Source organism: Citrobacter sp. Marseille-Q5395 (assembly GCF_947057495.1).
GTDB lineage: Bacteria > Pseudomonadota > Gammaproteobacteria > Enterobacterales > Enterobacteriaceae > Citrobacter > Citrobacter murliniae.
In genome coordinates this window covers 41894-59498 of sequence record NZ_CAMSEL010000018.1, presented here as the reverse complement: position 1 = coordinate 59498, position 17605 = coordinate 41894, and the positions used below count along the sequence as shown (strand labels likewise).

Here is a 17605-nt window from a genome sequence, read left to right as displayed (position 1 = left end):
ATTATTGATGTGTGTGCGTGTGCAGGGTTGAGAAGGTTTTGCCGGATAAGGCGTTAGCCCCATCCGGCATTTCAGCATTACTCTTCGTGGTCTTCCCACGCAAGGGCGCGTTTGACCGCTTTTTTCCAGCCGCTGTAACGGAAGTTACGCTCTGTGGTTTCAATACCAGGGCGGAATTCACGTTCAATAACAGCTTTTTCCTGCAACTCATCCAGATTCTGCCAGAAACCTACGGCCAGGCCTGCCAGGTATGCGGCACCCAGTGCGGTAACTTCGCGGACTTCCGGGCGCTCAACGCGAGTGCCGAGAATGTCTGACTGGAACTGCATCAGGAAGTTGTTGGCAACCGCACCGCCATCAACACGCAGTGCGTGCAGACGAATACCGGAATCGGCCTGCATCGCTTCCAGAACATCACGGGTCTGGTAAGCGATAGACTCGAGCGTTGCACGGATGATGTGGTTAGAGTTTACGCCACGGGTCAGACCGAAAATCGCGCCACGGGCATACGGGTCCCAGTACGGTGCACCCAGGCCAGTGAATGCCGGAACAACGTACACGCCGTTGGTGTCTTTCACTTTGGTGGCAAAATATTCGGAGTCGAAAGCATCGCTGATGAGTTTCATTTCATCACGCAGCCACTGGATGGATGCGCCAGCCATAAACACCGCACCTTCCAGCGCGTAGTTCACTTCTCCGGTTGGGCCACAGGCGATGGTGGTCAGCAGTCCGTTTTCGGACTTAACCGCTTTCTCACCGGTGTTCATCAGCATGAAGCAGCCGGTGCCGTAGGTGTTTTTCGCCATCCCTTCCTTAACGCACAGTTGGCCGAACAGCGCAGCCTGCTGGTCGCCTGCGATACCGGAGATTGGAATACGTGTGCCACCTTTACCACCGATGTTGGTCTGACCGTAGACTTCGGAGGAACGACGAACTTCCGGCAGCATTGCGCGCGGGATGTCCAACGCATCCAGCATCTTGTCGTCCCAGTCCAGGGAGTGGATGTTGAACAGCATGGTACGTGAGGCGTTGGTGTAATCCGTTACGTGTACACGTCCCTGAGTCATTTTCCAGATAAGCCAGGTATCCACTGTACCGAACAGCAGTTCACCGCGACGAGCGCGCTCACGAGAACCTTCTACGTGGTCAAGGATCCACTTTACTTTGGTGCCGGAGAAATACGGGTCAATTACCAGGCCGGTGTTGTTACGGATGTAATCTTCCATCCCGTCGCGCTTGAGTTTCTCGCAAATATCAGCGGTACGACGACACTGCCACACAATGGCGTTATAGATAGGTTTACCGGTCTCACGCTCCCAGACGATAGTGGTTTCACGCTGGTTAGTAATACCAATCGCTGCAATTTCATCGGAACTGATATCGGCTTTCGCCAGCACTTCTACCAGCGTGGAGCTTTGGGTCGCCCAAATTTCCATTGGGTCGTGTTCTACCCAGCCTGCTTTCGGGTAGATTTGCTCGAATTCGCGTTGTGAAACGCTAACGATATTTGCATCGTGGTCCATCACGACCGCGCGGGAGCTGGTGGTGCCCTGGTCGAGCGCAACGATATATTTTTTCTCAGTCATAATTTTTTGTCCCGTAGTCACATTACTGCGAAGCTTTTTGTTGAGTGTTGGCCGCAATGTCTTTCTCTTCAATCGCGCAGACATCGCACGGTAAATGGCGACCAATCAGTTTGCGATATGCCCATGCGCCCAAAATCGCGCCGGTAATCGGGCCAAACACCGGTACCAGGAAGTAAGGAATATCGCGACCACCCGTAAAGGCAATCTCTCCCCATCCTGCGAGCCCGGCGAATAGTTTCGGCCCAAAGTCACGAGCCGGGTTCATCGCAAAACCGGTCAGTGGACCCATGGAGGCACCAATAACGGCAATCAATAAGCCGATCAGCAGGGGTGCCAGCGGACCACGAGGTACACCGTTACCATCGTCGGTCAGTGCCAGAATCAGCCCCATTAGAATAGCGGTAATGACCATTTCAACCGCGAAGGCCTGCACAAAATTGATATGCGGGTTCGGATAGGTGGAGAAAGTACCAGCCAGACCCAGGCTCTCGGTACTGCCGCGCACGATATGGTTAGTTTGTTCGAAATCGATGAAAAGATTGTAATAAAGCCCGTAAACCAATGCCGCTGCGCAAAAGGCGCCGGCAATTTGCGAAATAATAAAAGGTACTACTTTGCGTTTGTCAAAACACGCAAACAACCAGAGTGCGATTGTGACTGCTGGGTTCAGGTGTGCACCAGAAACGCCTGCCGTCAGATAGATAGCCATCGCTACCCCCAGACCCCAGATGATACTGATTTCCCACTGACCAAAAGTAGCGCCAGCCACTTTAAGTGCAGCAACACAGCCCACACCGAAGAAAATCAACAACCCGGTACCGAGGAATTCAGCAATGCACTGGCCTTTTAAGGTTGATGTTTGACTCATAATCGGATCCTGAAGAGAGTTTAATGTTTATTGTGTTCGAGAAGGTCACTGACATCCCCGGAGCCGGTAGGCACACTGTTAATTTATCGTTAACGAGCAAAAACGAGAAATATCGAAATTGAAATGTGTGTACTGCATCAACAAAATGAGCGTTATCGCGCCATAACGAGGTATTTGTTATACAAAAAGAGTGTGAGCTGAATCATTTCATTAACCAATATGTTAACACTTTTGAGTTATGCGCTGTCTGTCACCAGGACAAAGATTAAAAGTGTTGCAAACCGCAATCTGCGCGGGATGCTGCTGGACAGGGATGGCGCGGCTTCATACAATCGGAGCTAAGTAGAGTGCGCTCGTTTTTATTAAGGCGTCGCCGGTTATCGGGACGAGGATTTTTATCCATCAACGCCTTGCAATTCAGGAGAGGTATGACGATGTCATTAGAAGTGTTTGAGAAACTGGAAGCAAAAGTACAGCAGGCGATTGATACCATCACGCTGTTGCAGATGGAAATCGAAGAGCTGAAAGAAAAGAATAACTCACTGTCGCAGGAAGTTCAGTCTGCACAGCAGCAGCGTGAAGAGCTGGAGCGTGAGAATAACAGCCTGAAAGAACAGCAGAATGGCTGGCAGGATCGTCTGCATGCTCTGCTCGGCCGTATGGAAGAAGTCTAATTACGCTTTATCTTTCGCGCCGTAGCAGCGTTGGCTGCGCTTAGTTACCCCAGTCTCGTAGTTTACTACGCTCCTGGGGATACCTTCGTTTGCCGCCTTGCTACAACACGAAATCTCTCGCGTAATCGCCCCTACGTGTAGGCTGGATAAGGCGCAAGCTGCTTCCGGTACTCAGCGATAACGCATAAAAAAGGCACCTTGCGGTGCCTTTTTTGATCACTCGATATCGAGCGGGTCTTCGGAAAGGATTATCCCGGTATTGTCGGCGTACAGATGGTCGCCGGAGAAGAACGTCACGCCACCAAAGTTGACGCGCACATCGCTTTCCCCGGTTCCTTCACCTGCGGCACCCACCGGAATAGCGGCAATCGCCTGAATGCCGATGTCCAGTTCTTCCAGATCGTCCACCTGGCGGACTGAGCCGTAGATGACCAGACCTTCCCACTCATTCTGTACAGCCAGACGAGCCAGTTCGGCATCGACCAGCGCACGACGGACAGAACCGCCGCCATCGACCAGCAGAATTCGACCACGGCCATTTTGTTCGAGCAGATCGTACAGCAACCCGTTGTCCTCGAAACATTTTACCGTGATGATTTGTCCGCCAAACGACGACCGTCCCCCAAAGTTAGAGAACAGCGGTTCCACGACGTTGACATCTTCCTGATAGATGTCACAAAGCTCGGATGTATCGTATTTCATAGGCTTAACGTTCAGTTGCTGCGAGAATTTTTAGTATATCGCGCTATGTGTACTGTTGGCAAAATCATCAATTGTTAATTGATATTTGTCAGTTAAAGGGACCACTGACTTAAGAAAATCCCAACAACAAACAGTAAGTTAGTTAATAGCGCAGCTTTCACGGTGCGTTCCAGCATTGGGCGCATCGCTGTAGGATCCATCTCATGCATCACATATCTTGCCTGTTTGATCAGCAACGGAGCGGCCAGAATAAACAGCCATCCCCACAGACTTTGCAGCGAGAACAGGTTAAACAGTGCCAGGCAGACCAGCGTACCCATCAGCAGGCAGGCATGGTAACGACGGGCATTGACGGCGCCTAAACGTACAACCAGCGTGTTTTTGCCATTTTCTCTGTCGCTGTTGATATCGCGCAGGTTATTGATATTGAGCACGGCGGTTGCCAGCAGACCGCAGGCCGTTGCCGGCAAAATCAACGCGGGAATAAGCGTATGCGCCTGCAGATACCAGCTCCCCATAACGCTGAGCCAGCCGAAGAAGACCAGCACGGAAATATCGCCCAGGCCAATATAGCCGTAAGGACGATTACCTACGGTATAAGTGATAGCGGCGATAATCGACAGGCCGCCGAGTATCAAAAAGCCGACAAAATCAGTCAGCGTGTGGCAGGCCACTGCTACCAGCGCCAGACCGGACAAGCAGATTAAGACCACGGTGATAATCAACGCGCGCTTCATTTCCTGCTGCGTGATGACCCCTTTTTGCATTCCACGTAACGGCCCTATGCGGTCGGGCTTGTCGCTGCCTTTGACAGCATCGCCATAGTCGTTCGCAAGGTTGGACAGAATTTGCAGCAGTCCTGCCGTGATTAATGCCAGCAGAGCAACCAGCGGATCGAAATACCCTTGCCACCATGCTAATGCCGTACCGACGATGATCGCCGCGAAGGCGAGCGGTAAGGTCTTAGGTCGTAAACTTTCCAGCCAGGCTTGTGAGCGGCTAATTTGTTGTTGTTCAGTCATATTTAGCGCCAATAAAAATGGGGCTTTATCAGCCCCATCAACAGTGATGAAAATGCATTGAACGCGATTATAGGATAAAACGGCTCAGATCTTCATCTGCGACCAGCGCATCCAGATGTTTGCTCACATATTCGGCATCAATTGTGATGCTTTGGCCGTTCAAATCGCTCGCATCATAGGAAATATCTTCCATCAGACGCTCGAGAACGGTATGCAGACGACGTGCACCGATGTTTTCGGTGGTTTCGTTGACCTGCCAGGCCGCTTCGGCAATACGTTTAATACCTGATTCAGTGAAGTCGATATTCACGCCTTCGGTCGCCATCAGCGCTTTGTATTGCACGGTGATAGAGGCATTCGGTTCAGTCAGAATACGCTCGAAATCGCTGGTGGTCAGCGCCTGTAGCTCGACGCGGATTGGCAGACGACCCTGCAGTTCTGGGATCAGGTCAGACGGTTTCGCCACCTGGAACGCGCCGGAGGCGATAAACAGTATGTGATCGGTTTTCACCATGCCGTGCTTGGTGGAGACGGTGCAGCCTTCAACCAGCGGCAGCAGGTCGCGCTGTACGCCTTCACGGGACACATCCGGACCAGAAGATTCACCGCGCTTACAGATTTTGTCGATTTCGTCGATAAACACGATCCCGTGTTGTTCAACGGCGTCGATAGCTTCCTGTTTCAGCTCTTCCGGGTTGACCAGTTTCGCCGCTTCTTCTTCAATCAGCAGCTTCATCGCATCTTTAATTTTCAGCTTACGCGGTTTTTGTTTCTGGCCGCCTAAGTTCTGGAACATGGACTGCAACTGGCTGGTCATCTCTTCCATTCCCGGAGGCGCCATGATTTCTACGCCCATCGGTGCAGCAGCGAGATCAATCTCAATCTCTTTATCGTCCAGTTGGCCTTCACGCAGTTTTTTACGGAACGCCTGACGTGCAGCGGAAGGTTCCTGCGGCTGTTCTGACTGTCCCCAGTTATTTTTGGCTGGAGGAATCAGCACATCGAGAATACGTTCTTCCGCCATTTCTTCTGCACGGAAGCGGTTTTTCTCGATAGCCTGAACGCGAACCATTTTAATGGCTGCGTCGGTTAAATCGCGGATGATGGAGTCAACTTCTTTACCAACATAGCCTACTTCGGTGAATTTCGTTGCTTCAACTTTGATGAACGGTGCGTTGGCCAGTTTTGCCAGACGGCGGGCAATTTCGGTTTTACCGACACCGGTTGGACCAATCATCAGAATGTTTTTTGGCGTGACTTCATGGCGCAGCTCTTCGTCGAGCTGCATACGGCGCCAGCGGTTACGCAGGGCAATCGCCACGGAACGCTTGGCGTTATCCTGGCCGATAATGTGTTTGTTCAGTTCGCTGACAATTTCGCGTGGGGTCATTTCAGACATGGGGGATCCTTACGCTTTGGAGTTCAATTCTTCGATGGTATGGAAGTGGTTGGTATAAATGCAGATATCCCCTGCAATATCCAACGCTTTCTCAGCAATCTCGCGTGCGCCAAGCTCGGTGTTTTCCAGCAGAGCGCGTGCTGCAGCCTGGGCGTAGGGACCGCCGGAGCCGATGGCAATCAGATCGTTTTCTGGCTGGATGACATCGCCATTACCCGTGATGATGAGCGATGCAGTTTCATCTGCAACGGCCAACAATGCTTCGAGTTTGCGCAGCATACGATCGGTTCGCCAGTCTTTCGCCAGTTCAACGGCAGCTTTCACCAGATGACCCTGATGCATTTCCAGTTTGCGTTCAAACAATTCAAACAGCGTGAATGCATCCGCAGTGCCGCCCGCAAAGCCCGCAATGACTTTGTCGTTGTACAGACGGCGGACTTTTTTCACGTTGCCTTTCATTACGGTGTTACCCAGTGTGGCCTGACCATCACCGGCGATTACCACATGGCCGTTACGGCGTACGCTTACTATTGTTGTCACGAGCAGACCCCTTGGTTACAAATGCAGAATACAGGCCCCGCACAGTGTACGGGGCGTAATGCAAGTATAGATGGGGGGGATTTTGGGGGTTTCAACCCCCGGTAGCGAGTCGAATGCAGTTTGTGTGGCCAGCCACTTTCAGACGACTGATAGTGTTGTCAGCATTTTCTTTGCCTTTGAGCGGGCCAATGACCACGCGATTCCAGCCGTTGTTGGTGGTTATGCGGGAATTGAAGCCCTCAAAGGCCAACTGTGCACGCACAGTTTCTGCCTGCTCAGCCCCTTTAAATGATCCACACTGAACCATCCAGCGACGTTCATCTTTTTTCTCTGCCGTCTGTTTTGGCGCTTCTGTTTCATGCGTAATCGGCGCGGCTGGTTGCGTTTTCGGCTGAGCAGCTGTGGTATGCGCTGGCGTCTGCAACAGATCCTGGTACGGCTGTTGGGCCGCCGGTTTTGGCTGCGTTTGACGCGGCTGTTGTACCGGCGCAGCCTGTACCGTACGCGTTTGTTGCTGTTGCTGTTGCTGTTGCTGGTAAGGTTGTTCCGTTACCCGCGTACGCGGCTGCTGAGCCTGTTGCTGTGCGTTGGTCCACTGCTGTTGCTGCACCTGACGCTGGCGCTGCAGAGTTTGCTGGCGTTGTTCAGGCGTTTGTTCGTTCCACGGTACCTCATTGAGCTGCGTGGGCTGCTGACGCATATCAGCCTGCATTTGCGCCAGGAGCTGACGCTGCTCATTGGTAAGCTGATCGGCGTTAAGCACTTCACCGCCAGCAGAAGGTTCGGTTGGCGCACGCACGCCCGGCTGGCGGCTTTCCAGCTCTTTGATGTATCGCCAGCGTTCTTCCGGTTTCGGTGGGATCCCATTACCGGTGACTTTCTGGCTTTGCAGCGTTTCGGACTCTTCTTTCTTGTGATGCGTAATGAAGTACAGACCACCGATAAAGGTCACAAGTACGGCTGCCGCAATAGCGACCATCGCGGGGGATACCGCTGACGTATTGCGTTGCTTTTTCCGTGAAGTGCTCTTTTTGCGCCGCGAAGGTGCCGGTTGGCCGCGACGTACATAATCTCGTTGTGCCACTATCGTTTCGCTGTATTTATTCGCTCGTCAGCCCGCCATGTTACTTAAGCGGCGGGCCTTTGACCAGACAGGGGAGTCCGAAAGCACTTTACTTTAAGTCAATGCCCGCGTAGAGCCCCGAATAATAAGCTCACAGTCCAGTAAACGTGAGCCACTACTGACGTTATGCCCTTGTAATTGATCGAGCAGTAACAGCATAGCTTCACGTCCGATATCGAAACGCGGCTGTGCAACGGTTGTCAGGGGTGGATCACAAAATTCTGTGAGTGAAATGTTATCAAAGCCAATAATGGATAAATCGTCAGGTACTTTTAAGCCCTGACGTTTGGCATATGAGAGTGCGCCCAGCGCCATGACATCGCTGTGACAGAAAACAGCGGTAGGCGGCTGTGGTAGCTCAAGCAGCTGTTTCAGTGCGTTTGCACCTGCTTCATAGGTAAAATTACCGCGCGCGATAAAATGTGGATCGACCGTAATCCCGCTGCGGCGCAACGCCTGAACGTAACCTTGCAGGCGGTAGTGACACAGTGGCATATCCTCTGGTCCGGCGATACAGCCAATACGCTGATGACCCAGTTCAAGCAGATAGTTCATCGCATTAAACGCAGCGGTGAGGTTATCAATATGAACGGTGGGGAGCTCCAGCTCTGGCGCGAATTCGTTGGACATCACCATCGGTGGCAAATTGCGTTGCTCTTCCACGCTGGCATCAAACGGCAGACGTGAGCTAAGCAGTACCATGCCATCGATCTGCTTGGTGATAATGAGGTTAAGAAAAGTCTTTTCCTCCTGGTTCTGGTGCGCGCAATCACCGATCAGCACCAGGTAACCCTGCTCTGCGGCGGTGACCTCAATGCCCCGGATAATTTCACTAAAGAACGGGTCGCAAATATCCGGAACAATCACCAGAATGGTACGTGATTCATTGCGCTTAACGTTGCGCCCCATCGATTGGGGGAGATATCCCACTTCCAGCGCGGCCTGCTCAACCCGGCTACGGGTGGACTGAGAGACTTTGTCCGGGTTCATTAATGCACGGGAGACGGTTGCCGTGGAGACTTTCGCCTTCAGGGCAACATCTTTCATCGTAGCGGCAGCGACCTGCTTATTCGGTTTCACTCTTTCTCCTCGCCAGAGAGCTGCTGGCGCAGACCTGTCCCTGGGTAACCTTCATTTGAAATATTTTTATCAGATAGTGAATAGAAGCAGTTACAGAATTTTCATAAAAAGTGTGATGGATATTTAATTTTACGATCCGCCTCGCATCATGAGGGGGCTATCCCTCAATGGGATCGACATCCAACACCCATTTGACCTTGCGTGCATCAGGCAGCGTATTGATTAACGCCAGTGTCCCGCTAACGATATGTTGTAGTCGAATGCGTGACGGATGTTGCAACAAAATTTGCCAGCGATAACGGCCGCCACGCTTGGGTGCCAGTGCAGGAACCGGGCCGAGCACCCAGAGTTTGTCGTCGGCCAGCGGACTGGCCTGAATCAGATTGCGCAGTTGCTGCAGGAACATCGGCGCATGCTGATTGTTATGGTCTTCTGCCCGTACGATCACATGGCTGGTCCACGGTGGAAGCTGCAGCGTTTGGCGTTCGGCCAGTGCCTGTTCGGCAAAGGCGTCATAACCTTTATACAGCAAGGTTTGCAGCAGTGGATGTTCAGGGTGGTGCGTTTGCAGCACCACTTCACCCTGTTTACCGGCACGGCCTGCACGCCCGGATACCTGTGTGTAAAGCTGGGCGAAGCGCTCTGCTGAACGAAAATCTGCCGAGAATAGCGCCCCGTCCACATCCAGTAATGCCACCAGTGTGACGTCCGGGAAGTGGTGACCTTTTGCCAGCATTTGTGTGCCGATAAGAATTCGTGCGCCGCCGCGATGCACTTCTGCCAGATGCTGCTCCAGCGCCCCTTTACGGCTGGTGGTATCGCGGTCAATACGCGAAATCGGTACACCTGGGAAGAAGGGGGCTAAAGCCTGTTCAAGCTGTTCGGTGCCGAGTCCGACCGGTACCATATGCGTAGAACCGCAGGAAGGACACTGACGCGGTATGGGACGCTGACTGTCACAGTGGTGGCAGCGCAAATGATGCTGCGCCTGATGCAGCGTGTAGTAGTGATCGCAGCGCGGGCATTCGGCAATCCAGCCGCAGTCGTGGCATAGCAGTGCAGGGGCAAATCCCCGGCGATTAAGAAAGAGAATTACCTGATTATCCGCCTGCAGATGCTGACGCATGCGGGTGATAAGCGCAGGAGCCAGTCCGGCCTGTACCTGCTGACCTTTTAGATCCAGTACGTGCTGAATGGCAGGACGTGCATTTCCGGCGCGGCGCGTCAGGCGCAGCATACGGTATTTTTTTTGCCGCACGTTGCACAGCGTTTCCAGCGCCGGAGTGGCCGACCCGAGAATAATGGGGATCTGCTCGCTGTGGGCGCGGTAAACCGCCAGATCGCGGGCGTGATAGCGCCAGCCTTCCTGCTGTTTATAGGAGCTGTCATGCTCTTCGTCGATGACAATTACGCCGAGATTTTTAAACGGTGTAAACAGTGATGAACGCGTACCGATGACAATCGCCGCTTCACCATTTTTCGCTTTCAGCCAGGCAGAAAGACGTTCGCTGTCATTCAGACCGGAGTGCAATACTTCTACCGGAGCATTGAAGCGTTCGCGAAAGCGGGCAATGGTTTGTGGTGTCAGACCAATCTCCGGCACCATCACCAGCGCCTGTTTGCCCTGGGCGAGGATATTTTCCAGTACGCTCAGATAGACTTCTGTTTTGCCAGAACCCGTCACGCCTGCTAGTAGCCAGGCGCTAAAACAGTCTGATTCGCTGTGAATCGCTCCAACGGCAGTGGCCTGTTCGGTATTTAGCCGTAACCGCTCACCGGAAACGGCGTAGTGCGTGCGCCAGTCACTGAAACCTGGCGTTTCGCTCGCCAGGTCGCAGAGACCTTTTTTACGCAGTGCTTGTAATGCGGCGTCATTAAATTCGAGTTCAGCCACCTGGTCACGCCAGATTTTTCCCTGGCGTAGCGCTGCCAGCGCCTGCTGTTGTTTGGGGGAGCGCTTCAGGCTGTTTAAATCAATAACCTGACCTTCTTCGGTGGCAAACCAGTACCACATTGGCGCGTTAGTGGCAGGTCTGCCCTGGCGTAGCAGAATAGGCAAAGCATGAAACAGCACGTCGCCAATAGGGTGGTGGTAATAATCAGCAGCCCACAGCAGTAAACGCCAGACGGAGGAGGAATAGACCGGTTCGCTGTCCAGTACCTCAATCACGGCTTTTAATTCATTCAGCGGCAGTTCGCTTTGCTCGCTTACCGACAGGACAATGCCGACACGCTCCTGCTGCTTGCCAAAGGGCACACGTACGCGACACCCGGCTTTGGCGTTCATGCCTTCCGGCAAGAGGTAGTCAAAGGTGCGGGGTAGCGGGACGGGTAAGGCAACGTGCGCAACGGGCATTTAATCATCCTGACTTGAATTCTGGCGGGTTAGTATACACATTAGTGAGAAGCGGAATGCGGATCAGTTTGCATGAGCAGGTTAATTTCTGTATGATTCGCCGCCTTTGATACAAATTTGTATCACTGACCTATACTATTAACATCGCGTGGTGTCTGGCGTTAGGGCTGGAAGAGCGACGCGGCCTTAAACCGAGGTTTCCCCATGAAAAAAGATATTCACCCGAAATACGAAGAAATTACTGCAAACTGCTCTTGCGGTAACGTCATGAAAATCCGCTCTACCGTCGGTCACGATCTGAACCTGGACGTGTGCGGTCAGTGCCACCCGTTCTATACTGGCAAGCAGCGTGATGTTGCTACCGGTGGCCGTGTTGATCGCTTCAACAAGCGTTTCAGCATCCCGGGCAGCAAATAAGTTTTTCTGCTGTCAAAAAAAAGCGCCTTACGGCGCTTTTTTTGTATCCGGCGTTTAGTATTCCCACGTTTCCGGGTCGATCCCCAGTTCACGCATAATTACCTTCGCCTCTTCAGGAATTTCATCACTGCGTTCTTTACGCAGATCATCATCGTTGGGTAACGGTTGCCCGGTAAAGGCATGCAGAAACGCTTCACACAGCAGTTCGCTGTTGGTGGCGTGGCGCAGGTTGTTCACCTGACGACGCGTGCGTTCATCGGTAAGGATTTTTAACACCTTCAGAGGAATGGAAACCGTAATTTTTTTGACTTGCTCACTCTTCTTACCGTGCTCAGCGTATGGGCTGATATATTCGCCGCTCCATTCAGCCATGAGATACCTAATCCTCTTTGTCATTTATATTGAGGCCGGAAACTGAGCCCGAGCCATAATTTCATTGCGCGTAGTTTATCGTAGTGGCGAGGCCCTGACACGAAGTTAGCCATCGCAGATGTGCGCTAATGCATATAATTTTAACGGCTATTTCCAGTTTGCTCAATCTATACGCAAAGAAGTTTAGATGTCCAGATGTATTGACGGCTATTGTAACAATGATTACTCTGGTGCCTGACTTTTCACCGGCTCAGCCAGGAACTCCTCAATATGACGCGTAAACAGGCCACCATCGCAGTGCGTAGCGGATTAAATGACGACGAGCAGTACGGTTGCGTTGTCCCGCCGATTCACCTTTCCAGTACCTATAACTTCACCGGTTTTAATGAGCCGCGAGCCCATGACTATTCACGTCGCGGCAACCCGACGCGTGATGTCGTCCAGCGCGCGCTGGCTGAGCTGGAAGGAGGGGCTGGTGCAGTGCTGACCAATACTGGTATGTCGGCGATCCATCTGGTGACTACGGTGTTCCTGAAGCCTGGTGATTTACTGGTGGCGCCACACGACTGTTACGGCGGCAGCTATCGTCTGTTTGACAGTCTGGCGAAGCGCGGTTGTTATCGCGTCCTGTTTGTCGATCAGGGTAATGAGCAGGCGCTCAAGGCGGCACTGGCGGAAAAACCGCAGTTAGTGCTGGTGGAAAGCCCGAGTAATCCCCTGTTACGCGTGGTGGATATTGCGAAAATCTGCCAGCTGGCGCGTGAAGCTGGCGCGGTGAGTGTTGTGGATAACACTTTTTTAAGCCCTGCACTGCAAAATCCACTGGCATTGGGCGCCGATCTGGTGTTGCATTCATGCACGAAATATTTAAACGGTCACTCTGATGTGGTGGCTGGCGTAGTGATTGCGAAAGATCCTGAAACGGTCACTGAGCTGGCATGGTGGGCGAATAATATTGGCGTAACCGGCGGCGCATTTGATAGCTATCTGCTGTTGCGTGGCCTGCGTACTTTGTCACCGCGTATGGAGGTGGCACAACGTAATGCTCAGGCGATTGTGGACTATTTGCAAACCCAGCCGCTGGTGAAAAAACTGTATCACCCGTCACTGCCGGATAATCAGGGGCATGAGATTGCCGCGCGCCAACAAAAAGGCTTTGGCGCGATGTTGAGTTTTGAACTGGATGGTGATGAGCAAACGCTGCGTCGCTTCCTGGGCGGGTTGTCGTTGTTTACGCTGGCGGAATCATTAGGGGGAGTTGAAAGTCTGATCTCCCACGCCGCAACCATGACACATGCGGGTATGGCACCAGAAGCGCGTGCTGCTGCCGGAATTTCTGAAACGCTGCTGCGTATCTCCACCGGTATTGAAGATGGCGAAGATTTAATTGCCGACCTGGAAAATGGCTTCCGGGCTGCAAACAAGGGGTAAACATGAGTGTGATTGCGCAGGCAGGGGCGAAGGGTCGTCAACTGCACAAATTTGGTGGTAGTAGTCTGGCAGACGTGAAATGTTATTTGCGTGTCGCAGGTATTATGGCGGAGTACTCGCAGCCTGACGATATGATGGTTGTTTCAGCTGCAGGCAGCACCACTAACCAGTTGATTAGCTGGCTGAAGTTAAGCCAGACCGATCGTCTTTCTGCGCATCAGGTTCAGCAGGCGTTACGCCGCTATCAGAGCGAACTTATTAGCGGCTTATTGCCGCCAGACGTGGCCGATGGGTTGATCGGCGCGTTTATCAACGATCTGGAGCGCCTGGCCGGTTTGCTCGACAGTGGCGTGAACGATACGGTCTACGCCGAAGTCGTAGGGCATGGCGAAGTGTGGTCGGCACGCCTGATGTCTGCCGTGCTTAATCAGCAGGGGCTGGAGTCGACCTGGCTGGATGCGCGTGAGTTTTTGCGTGCTGAGCGCGGCGCTCAACCGCAGGTGGATGAAGGTCTCTCTTACCCATTATTACAACAACTGCTGGCTCAGCATCCGGGCAAGCGCCTGGTAGTGACCGGTTTTATCAGTCGTAGCAATGCGGGCGAAACGGTATTGCTGGGGCGTAACGGCTCTGACTACTCTGCGACGCAAGTCGGTGCGCTGGCGGGTGTTTCCCGAGTGACCATCTGGAGCGATGTCGCCGGGGTATACAGTGCGGACCCACGAAAAGTGAAGGATGCCTGTCTGTTGCCATTGCTGCGTCTGGACGAAGCCAGCGAACTGGCTCGTCTGGCCGCTCCGGTTCTGCATGCCCGGACTTTACAGCCGGTTTCTGGCAGCGATATCGACCTTCAGTTGCGCTGCAGCTATACGCCGGATCAGGGATCGACGCGCATTGAACGCGTGCTGGCTTCCGGTACCGGAGCGCGTATTGTGACCAGCCATGACGATGTCTGCCTGATTGAATTCCTGGTTCCAGGTGGTCAGGACTTTAAGCTGGCGTATAAAGAGATCGATCAGATTTTAAAACGCACACAGGTGCGTCCGCTGGCGGTTGGCGTGCATCCCGATCGCCAACTCCTGCAATTTTGCTACACCTCAGAAGTCGCTGACGGCGCACTGAAAATTCTTGATGAGGCCGGTTTACCTGGCGAGCTGCGTTTACGTCAGGGGCTGGCGCTGGTGGCGATGGTTGGGGCTGGCGTGACACGCAATCCGCTGCACTGCCACCGTTTCTGGCAGCAACTGAAAGGTCAGCCGGTAGAGTTTACCTGGCAGTCGGAAGAGGGCATCAGTCTGGTTGCCGTACTGCGTACCGGTCCGACTGAAAGCCTGATTCAGGGACTGCACCAGTCTATCTTCCGCGCAGAAAAACGTATTGGTCTGGTGTTGTTCGGGAAGGGGAATATTGGTTCTCGCTGGCTGGAACTGTTCGCCCGTGAACAAAGCACGCTTTCTGCACGTACTGGTTTTGAGTTTGTGCTGGCAGGCGTGGTGGATAGCCGCCGTAGCCTGCTGAACTATGAAGGGCTGGATGCCAGCCGCGCATTAGCCTTCTTCGATGACGAAGCAGTGGAACAGGATGAAGAGTCGCTGTTCCTGTGGATGCGCGCCCACCCGTATGATGATTTAGTTGTGCTGGACGTGACCGCCAGCGAACAGCTGGCGGATCAGTATCTGGATTTCGCCAGCCACGGTTTTCACGTTATCAGCGCCAATAAACTGGCGGGAGCTAGCACCAGTAATAAATATCGCCAAATTCACGATGCCTTCGAGAAAACGGGTCGCCACTGGTTGTATAACGCCACCGTGGGTGCCGGATTGCCGATCAACCATACCGTGCGCGATCTGATTGACAGTGGAGACACCATTCTGTCGATCAGTGGGATCTTCTCCGGTACGCTGTCGTGGCTGTTCCTGCAATTTGACGGATCTGTCCCGTTTACCGATCTGGTGGATCAGGCGTGGCAGCAGGGGTTGACTGAACCGGACCCGCGAGTGGACCTTTCGGGCAAAGATGTGATGCGCAAGCTGGTGATTCTGGCGCGCGAAGCCGGTTACGATATCGAACCGGATCAGGTTCGTGTGGAGTCCCTGGTACCAGCGCACTGTGAAGAAGGCTCAATTGATCATTTCTTTGAAAATGGCGATGAGCTGAACGAGCAGATGGTACAGCGTCTGGAAGCCGCCCGTGAAATGGGGCTGGTGCTACGCTACGTGGCGCGTTTTGATGCTAACGGCAAAGCACGCGTCGGTGTTGAAGCGGTGCGACCAGAACATCCGCTGGCGGCGCTACTGCCGTGCGATAACGTGTTCGCCATTGAAAGTCGCTGGTATCGCGATAACCCGCTGGTGATTCGCGGACCGGGGGCGGGTCGCGATGTGACTGCTGGCGCTATTCAGTCGGATATCAATCGCCTGGCGCAACTGCTGTAGTTTTGTTGCCGGATGACGCTGAGTTTATCCGGCCAGTGTGATTGTTAGGCCGGATAAAGATGTTAACGCATCTTATCCGGCGTGCAGCTTCGCTATTCGTGAGCTGAAAAGACCTCTTTTGCAGCGAAAAGGCCATTCAGCGCGGCTGGAAAACCTGCATATACAGCCATCTGCATTATCACCTCAATGATCTCTTCCTGCGTTAATCCAACATGCAGAGCAGCGGCAATGTGTACTTTCAACTGTGGCGTCGCGTTGCCAAGAGCGGTTAATGCGGCGACGGTCGCAATTTCCCGACTGCGTAAATCGAGTCCCGGTCGGGAATAGATATCACCGAAAGGAAATTCGAGCAGATAGCGGGCGAAATCTGGCGCAATATCTTTCAGGCTTTCCAGCACTGCGTCGCCGCTTTTGCCATCCACCTGTTGCAGCATTTTTTGTCCGGTAATATAGCGTTCTGAAAACATGGTTTATCCCTCGTTTGTCTGGTGTATGACGTGAGGATAGGTTGTGGGCGTTTCTATAGATAATACCGTTTTCGTGATACCTTTTCGGTATGACAACCCAACCGCTTAATTCTCTGGATATCCGCCTGCTACGCTATTTCGTCGTGGTAGCGGAAGAGAACAACATGAGCCGTGCGGCACAGCGCCTGTTTATGTCGCAGCCTCCGCTCAGTCGCCATATTCGCCAGCTTGAAGTTCGCCTGGGGGTGACGCTTTTTACCCGTCATAGCCGTGGACTCTCGCTGACGGAAGATGGGTTGCGTGTACTGGAGATGGTTCGCCCGCTGCTGACGCTACAGGACACAACCTATCTTGCGTTGAGCCAACTGGCGAAAGCGGATGGGCAAGCGCTACGACTGGGGTTAAGCACAGCGTTTGAGCAAGGTATATTTGCATCGTTTGAGTCGCATTTGGTTGAGCGTGTCGAGACGCTGCACATTGTACGTCACGCGTCGACCGAACTGGTGCGGCAGGTACGCCGGGGTAAACTGGATGCTGCGCTGGTGGCATTACCGCTGGAAACGGCGGGGCTTACGGTGACGGATTTACCCTGGCATGAGCCGCTGATTGCCGCGTTGCCAGCCTCCTGGCCAGAAGCGGCTGAGAAATCGCTGTCACTGAGGACGCTCAATCACAGGCCGCTGTTCTGGTTTAAGAGAGAGCGTAATCCGGCCTTTTTCGACTATACCCACCAGATATTCAGACGCGCAGGTTATTCTCCTGCCTGTATTGAAGAACCTCTTGAACATGATGTTTTATTAGCCCGAATTGCGCATGGCGATGGCCTGAGTATTCTCCCCGCCTCTTTTGCGGCTATTCAGCGTCAGGGCGTGACTTTTTGCCCGCTGAATGGCTGTGATTTGCGTATCAACACTGGTCTGGTGATATCACCAGGGCAGGAAGATCGCCTGAAATGGCTCCCGGCGTTGATAAAATCTCTTCTGCCAGCAAACCAGAATGAATTTATTTCACCTTCGCTGAGTATTCCTCACCTTCCACAATGATTTTTCAGTTGACGTCACTGCGCTTTTCCGTCATTTTTACATCTAGACGTCTAAACGTATAGCAGTTCACAACACAACATATAACGACAA

16 protein-coding genes are annotated in these 17605 nt (G+C 53.0%); 5 read left to right on the top strand and 11 right to left on the bottom strand.

From position 1 onward, the window contains the following. Window positions 1–77: 77 nt before the first annotated feature. Complete coding sequence (gene glpK / locus OH663_RS19190; protein ID WP_045449312.1) at window positions 78–1586, bottom strand: glycerol kinase GlpK; 1509 nt, start codon at window positions 1584–1586, stop codon at window positions 78–80. A gap of 22 nt (window positions 1587–1608) precedes the next feature. Beyond that, window positions 1609–2454, bottom strand: a complete 846-nt coding sequence (locus OH663_RS19185) for an MIP/aquaporin family protein (protein WP_045449313.1) — start codon at window positions 2452–2454, stop codon at window positions 1609–1611. A 428-nt stretch (window positions 2455–2882) separates the two neighbouring features. Between OH663_RS19185 and zapB the strand changes: the two genes are divergently transcribed. Next, on the top strand, window positions 2883–3128 hold the full coding sequence (zapB, locus tag OH663_RS19180) for a septal ring assembly protein ZapB (protein ID WP_005121725.1): 246 nt from the start codon (window positions 2883–2885) through the stop codon (window positions 3126–3128). 216 nt (window positions 3129–3344) lie between these two features. On the opposite strand, the gene rraA is transcribed toward zapB, so the two are convergent. From rraA to priA, 7 genes are all read right to left on the bottom strand, one after another. Further along, the gene (gene rraA / locus OH663_RS19175) at window positions 3345–3830 is read right to left on the bottom strand and encodes a ribonuclease E activity regulator RraA (protein ID WP_045449315.1); all 486 of its coding nucleotides are present in this window, start codon (window positions 3828–3830) and stop codon (window positions 3345–3347) included. Between the two features lie 92 nt (window positions 3831–3922). Further along, window positions 3923–4852 (bottom strand): 1,4-dihydroxy-2-naphthoate polyprenyltransferase, encoded by a 930-nt coding sequence (gene menA / locus OH663_RS19170; protein WP_045449316.1) that lies wholly within the window; start codon window positions 4850–4852, stop codon window positions 3923–3925. Between the two features lie 67 nt (window positions 4853–4919). Continuing rightward, window positions 4920–6251, bottom strand: a complete 1332-nt coding sequence (gene hslU, locus OH663_RS19165) for an HslU--HslV peptidase ATPase subunit (protein ID WP_045449318.1) — start codon at window positions 6249–6251, stop codon at window positions 4920–4922. Between the two features lie 9 nt (window positions 6252–6260). Beyond that, complete coding sequence (gene hslV / locus OH663_RS19160; protein ID WP_003028805.1) at window positions 6261–6791, bottom strand: ATP-dependent protease subunit HslV; 531 nt, start codon at window positions 6789–6791, stop codon at window positions 6261–6263. A 91-nt stretch (window positions 6792–6882) separates the two neighbouring features. Beyond that, the gene (gene ftsN / locus OH663_RS19155) at window positions 6883–7875 is read right to left on the bottom strand and encodes a cell division protein FtsN (protein WP_200012975.1); all 993 of its coding nucleotides are present in this window, start codon (window positions 7873–7875) and stop codon (window positions 6883–6885) included. Between the two features lie 93 nt (window positions 7876–7968). After that, window positions 7969–8994, bottom strand: coding sequence for a DNA-binding transcriptional regulator CytR (gene cytR, locus OH663_RS19150; protein WP_045449321.1), 1026 nt, complete (start codon window positions 8992–8994; stop codon window positions 7969–7971). A gap of 157 nt (window positions 8995–9151) precedes the next feature. Then, the gene (gene priA, locus OH663_RS19145) at window positions 9152–11350 is read right to left on the bottom strand and encodes a primosomal protein N' (protein WP_048223394.1); all 2199 of its coding nucleotides are present in this window, start codon (window positions 11348–11350) and stop codon (window positions 9152–9154) included. A gap of 204 nt (window positions 11351–11554) precedes the next feature. Here priA and rpmE point away from each other — a divergent pair, with 204 nt between their 5' ends. After that, on the top strand, window positions 11555–11767 hold the full coding sequence (gene rpmE / locus OH663_RS19140; RefSeq protein ID WP_008787040.1) for a 50S ribosomal protein L31: 213 nt from the start codon (window positions 11555–11557) through the stop codon (window positions 11765–11767). A 54-nt stretch (window positions 11768–11821) separates the two neighbouring features. Here rpmE and metJ read toward each other — a convergent pair whose 3' ends face one another. Beyond that, a complete protein-coding gene (gene metJ / locus OH663_RS19135) occupies window positions 11822–12139 on the bottom strand; it encodes a met regulon transcriptional regulator MetJ (RefSeq protein ID WP_003862042.1) in 318 nt (105 codons plus the stop codon). A 270-nt stretch (window positions 12140–12409) separates the two neighbouring features. On the opposite strand from metJ, the gene metB reads away from it, so the two are divergent. Beyond that, complete coding sequence (metB, locus tag OH663_RS19130; RefSeq protein WP_045449327.1) at window positions 12410–13570, top strand: cystathionine gamma-synthase; 1161 nt, start codon at window positions 12410–12412, stop codon at window positions 13568–13570. A 2-nt stretch (window positions 13571–13572) separates the two neighbouring features. Then, window positions 13573–16005, top strand: coding sequence for a bifunctional aspartate kinase/homoserine dehydrogenase II (gene metL, locus OH663_RS19125; RefSeq protein ID WP_200012978.1), 2433 nt, complete (start codon window positions 13573–13575; stop codon window positions 16003–16005). A gap of 92 nt (window positions 16006–16097) precedes the next feature. Here metL and OH663_RS19120 read toward each other — a convergent pair whose 3' ends face one another. Then, complete coding sequence (locus OH663_RS19120) at window positions 16098–16472, bottom strand: carboxymuconolactone decarboxylase family protein (protein WP_045449331.1); 375 nt, start codon at window positions 16470–16472, stop codon at window positions 16098–16100. 89 nt (window positions 16473–16561) lie between these two features. Between OH663_RS19120 and OH663_RS19115 the strand changes: the two genes are divergently transcribed. After that, on the top strand, window positions 16562–17515 hold the full coding sequence (locus tag OH663_RS19115) for a LysR family transcriptional regulator (RefSeq protein ID WP_200012980.1): 954 nt from the start codon (window positions 16562–16564) through the stop codon (window positions 17513–17515). Window positions 17516–17605: the final 90 nt, after the last annotated feature.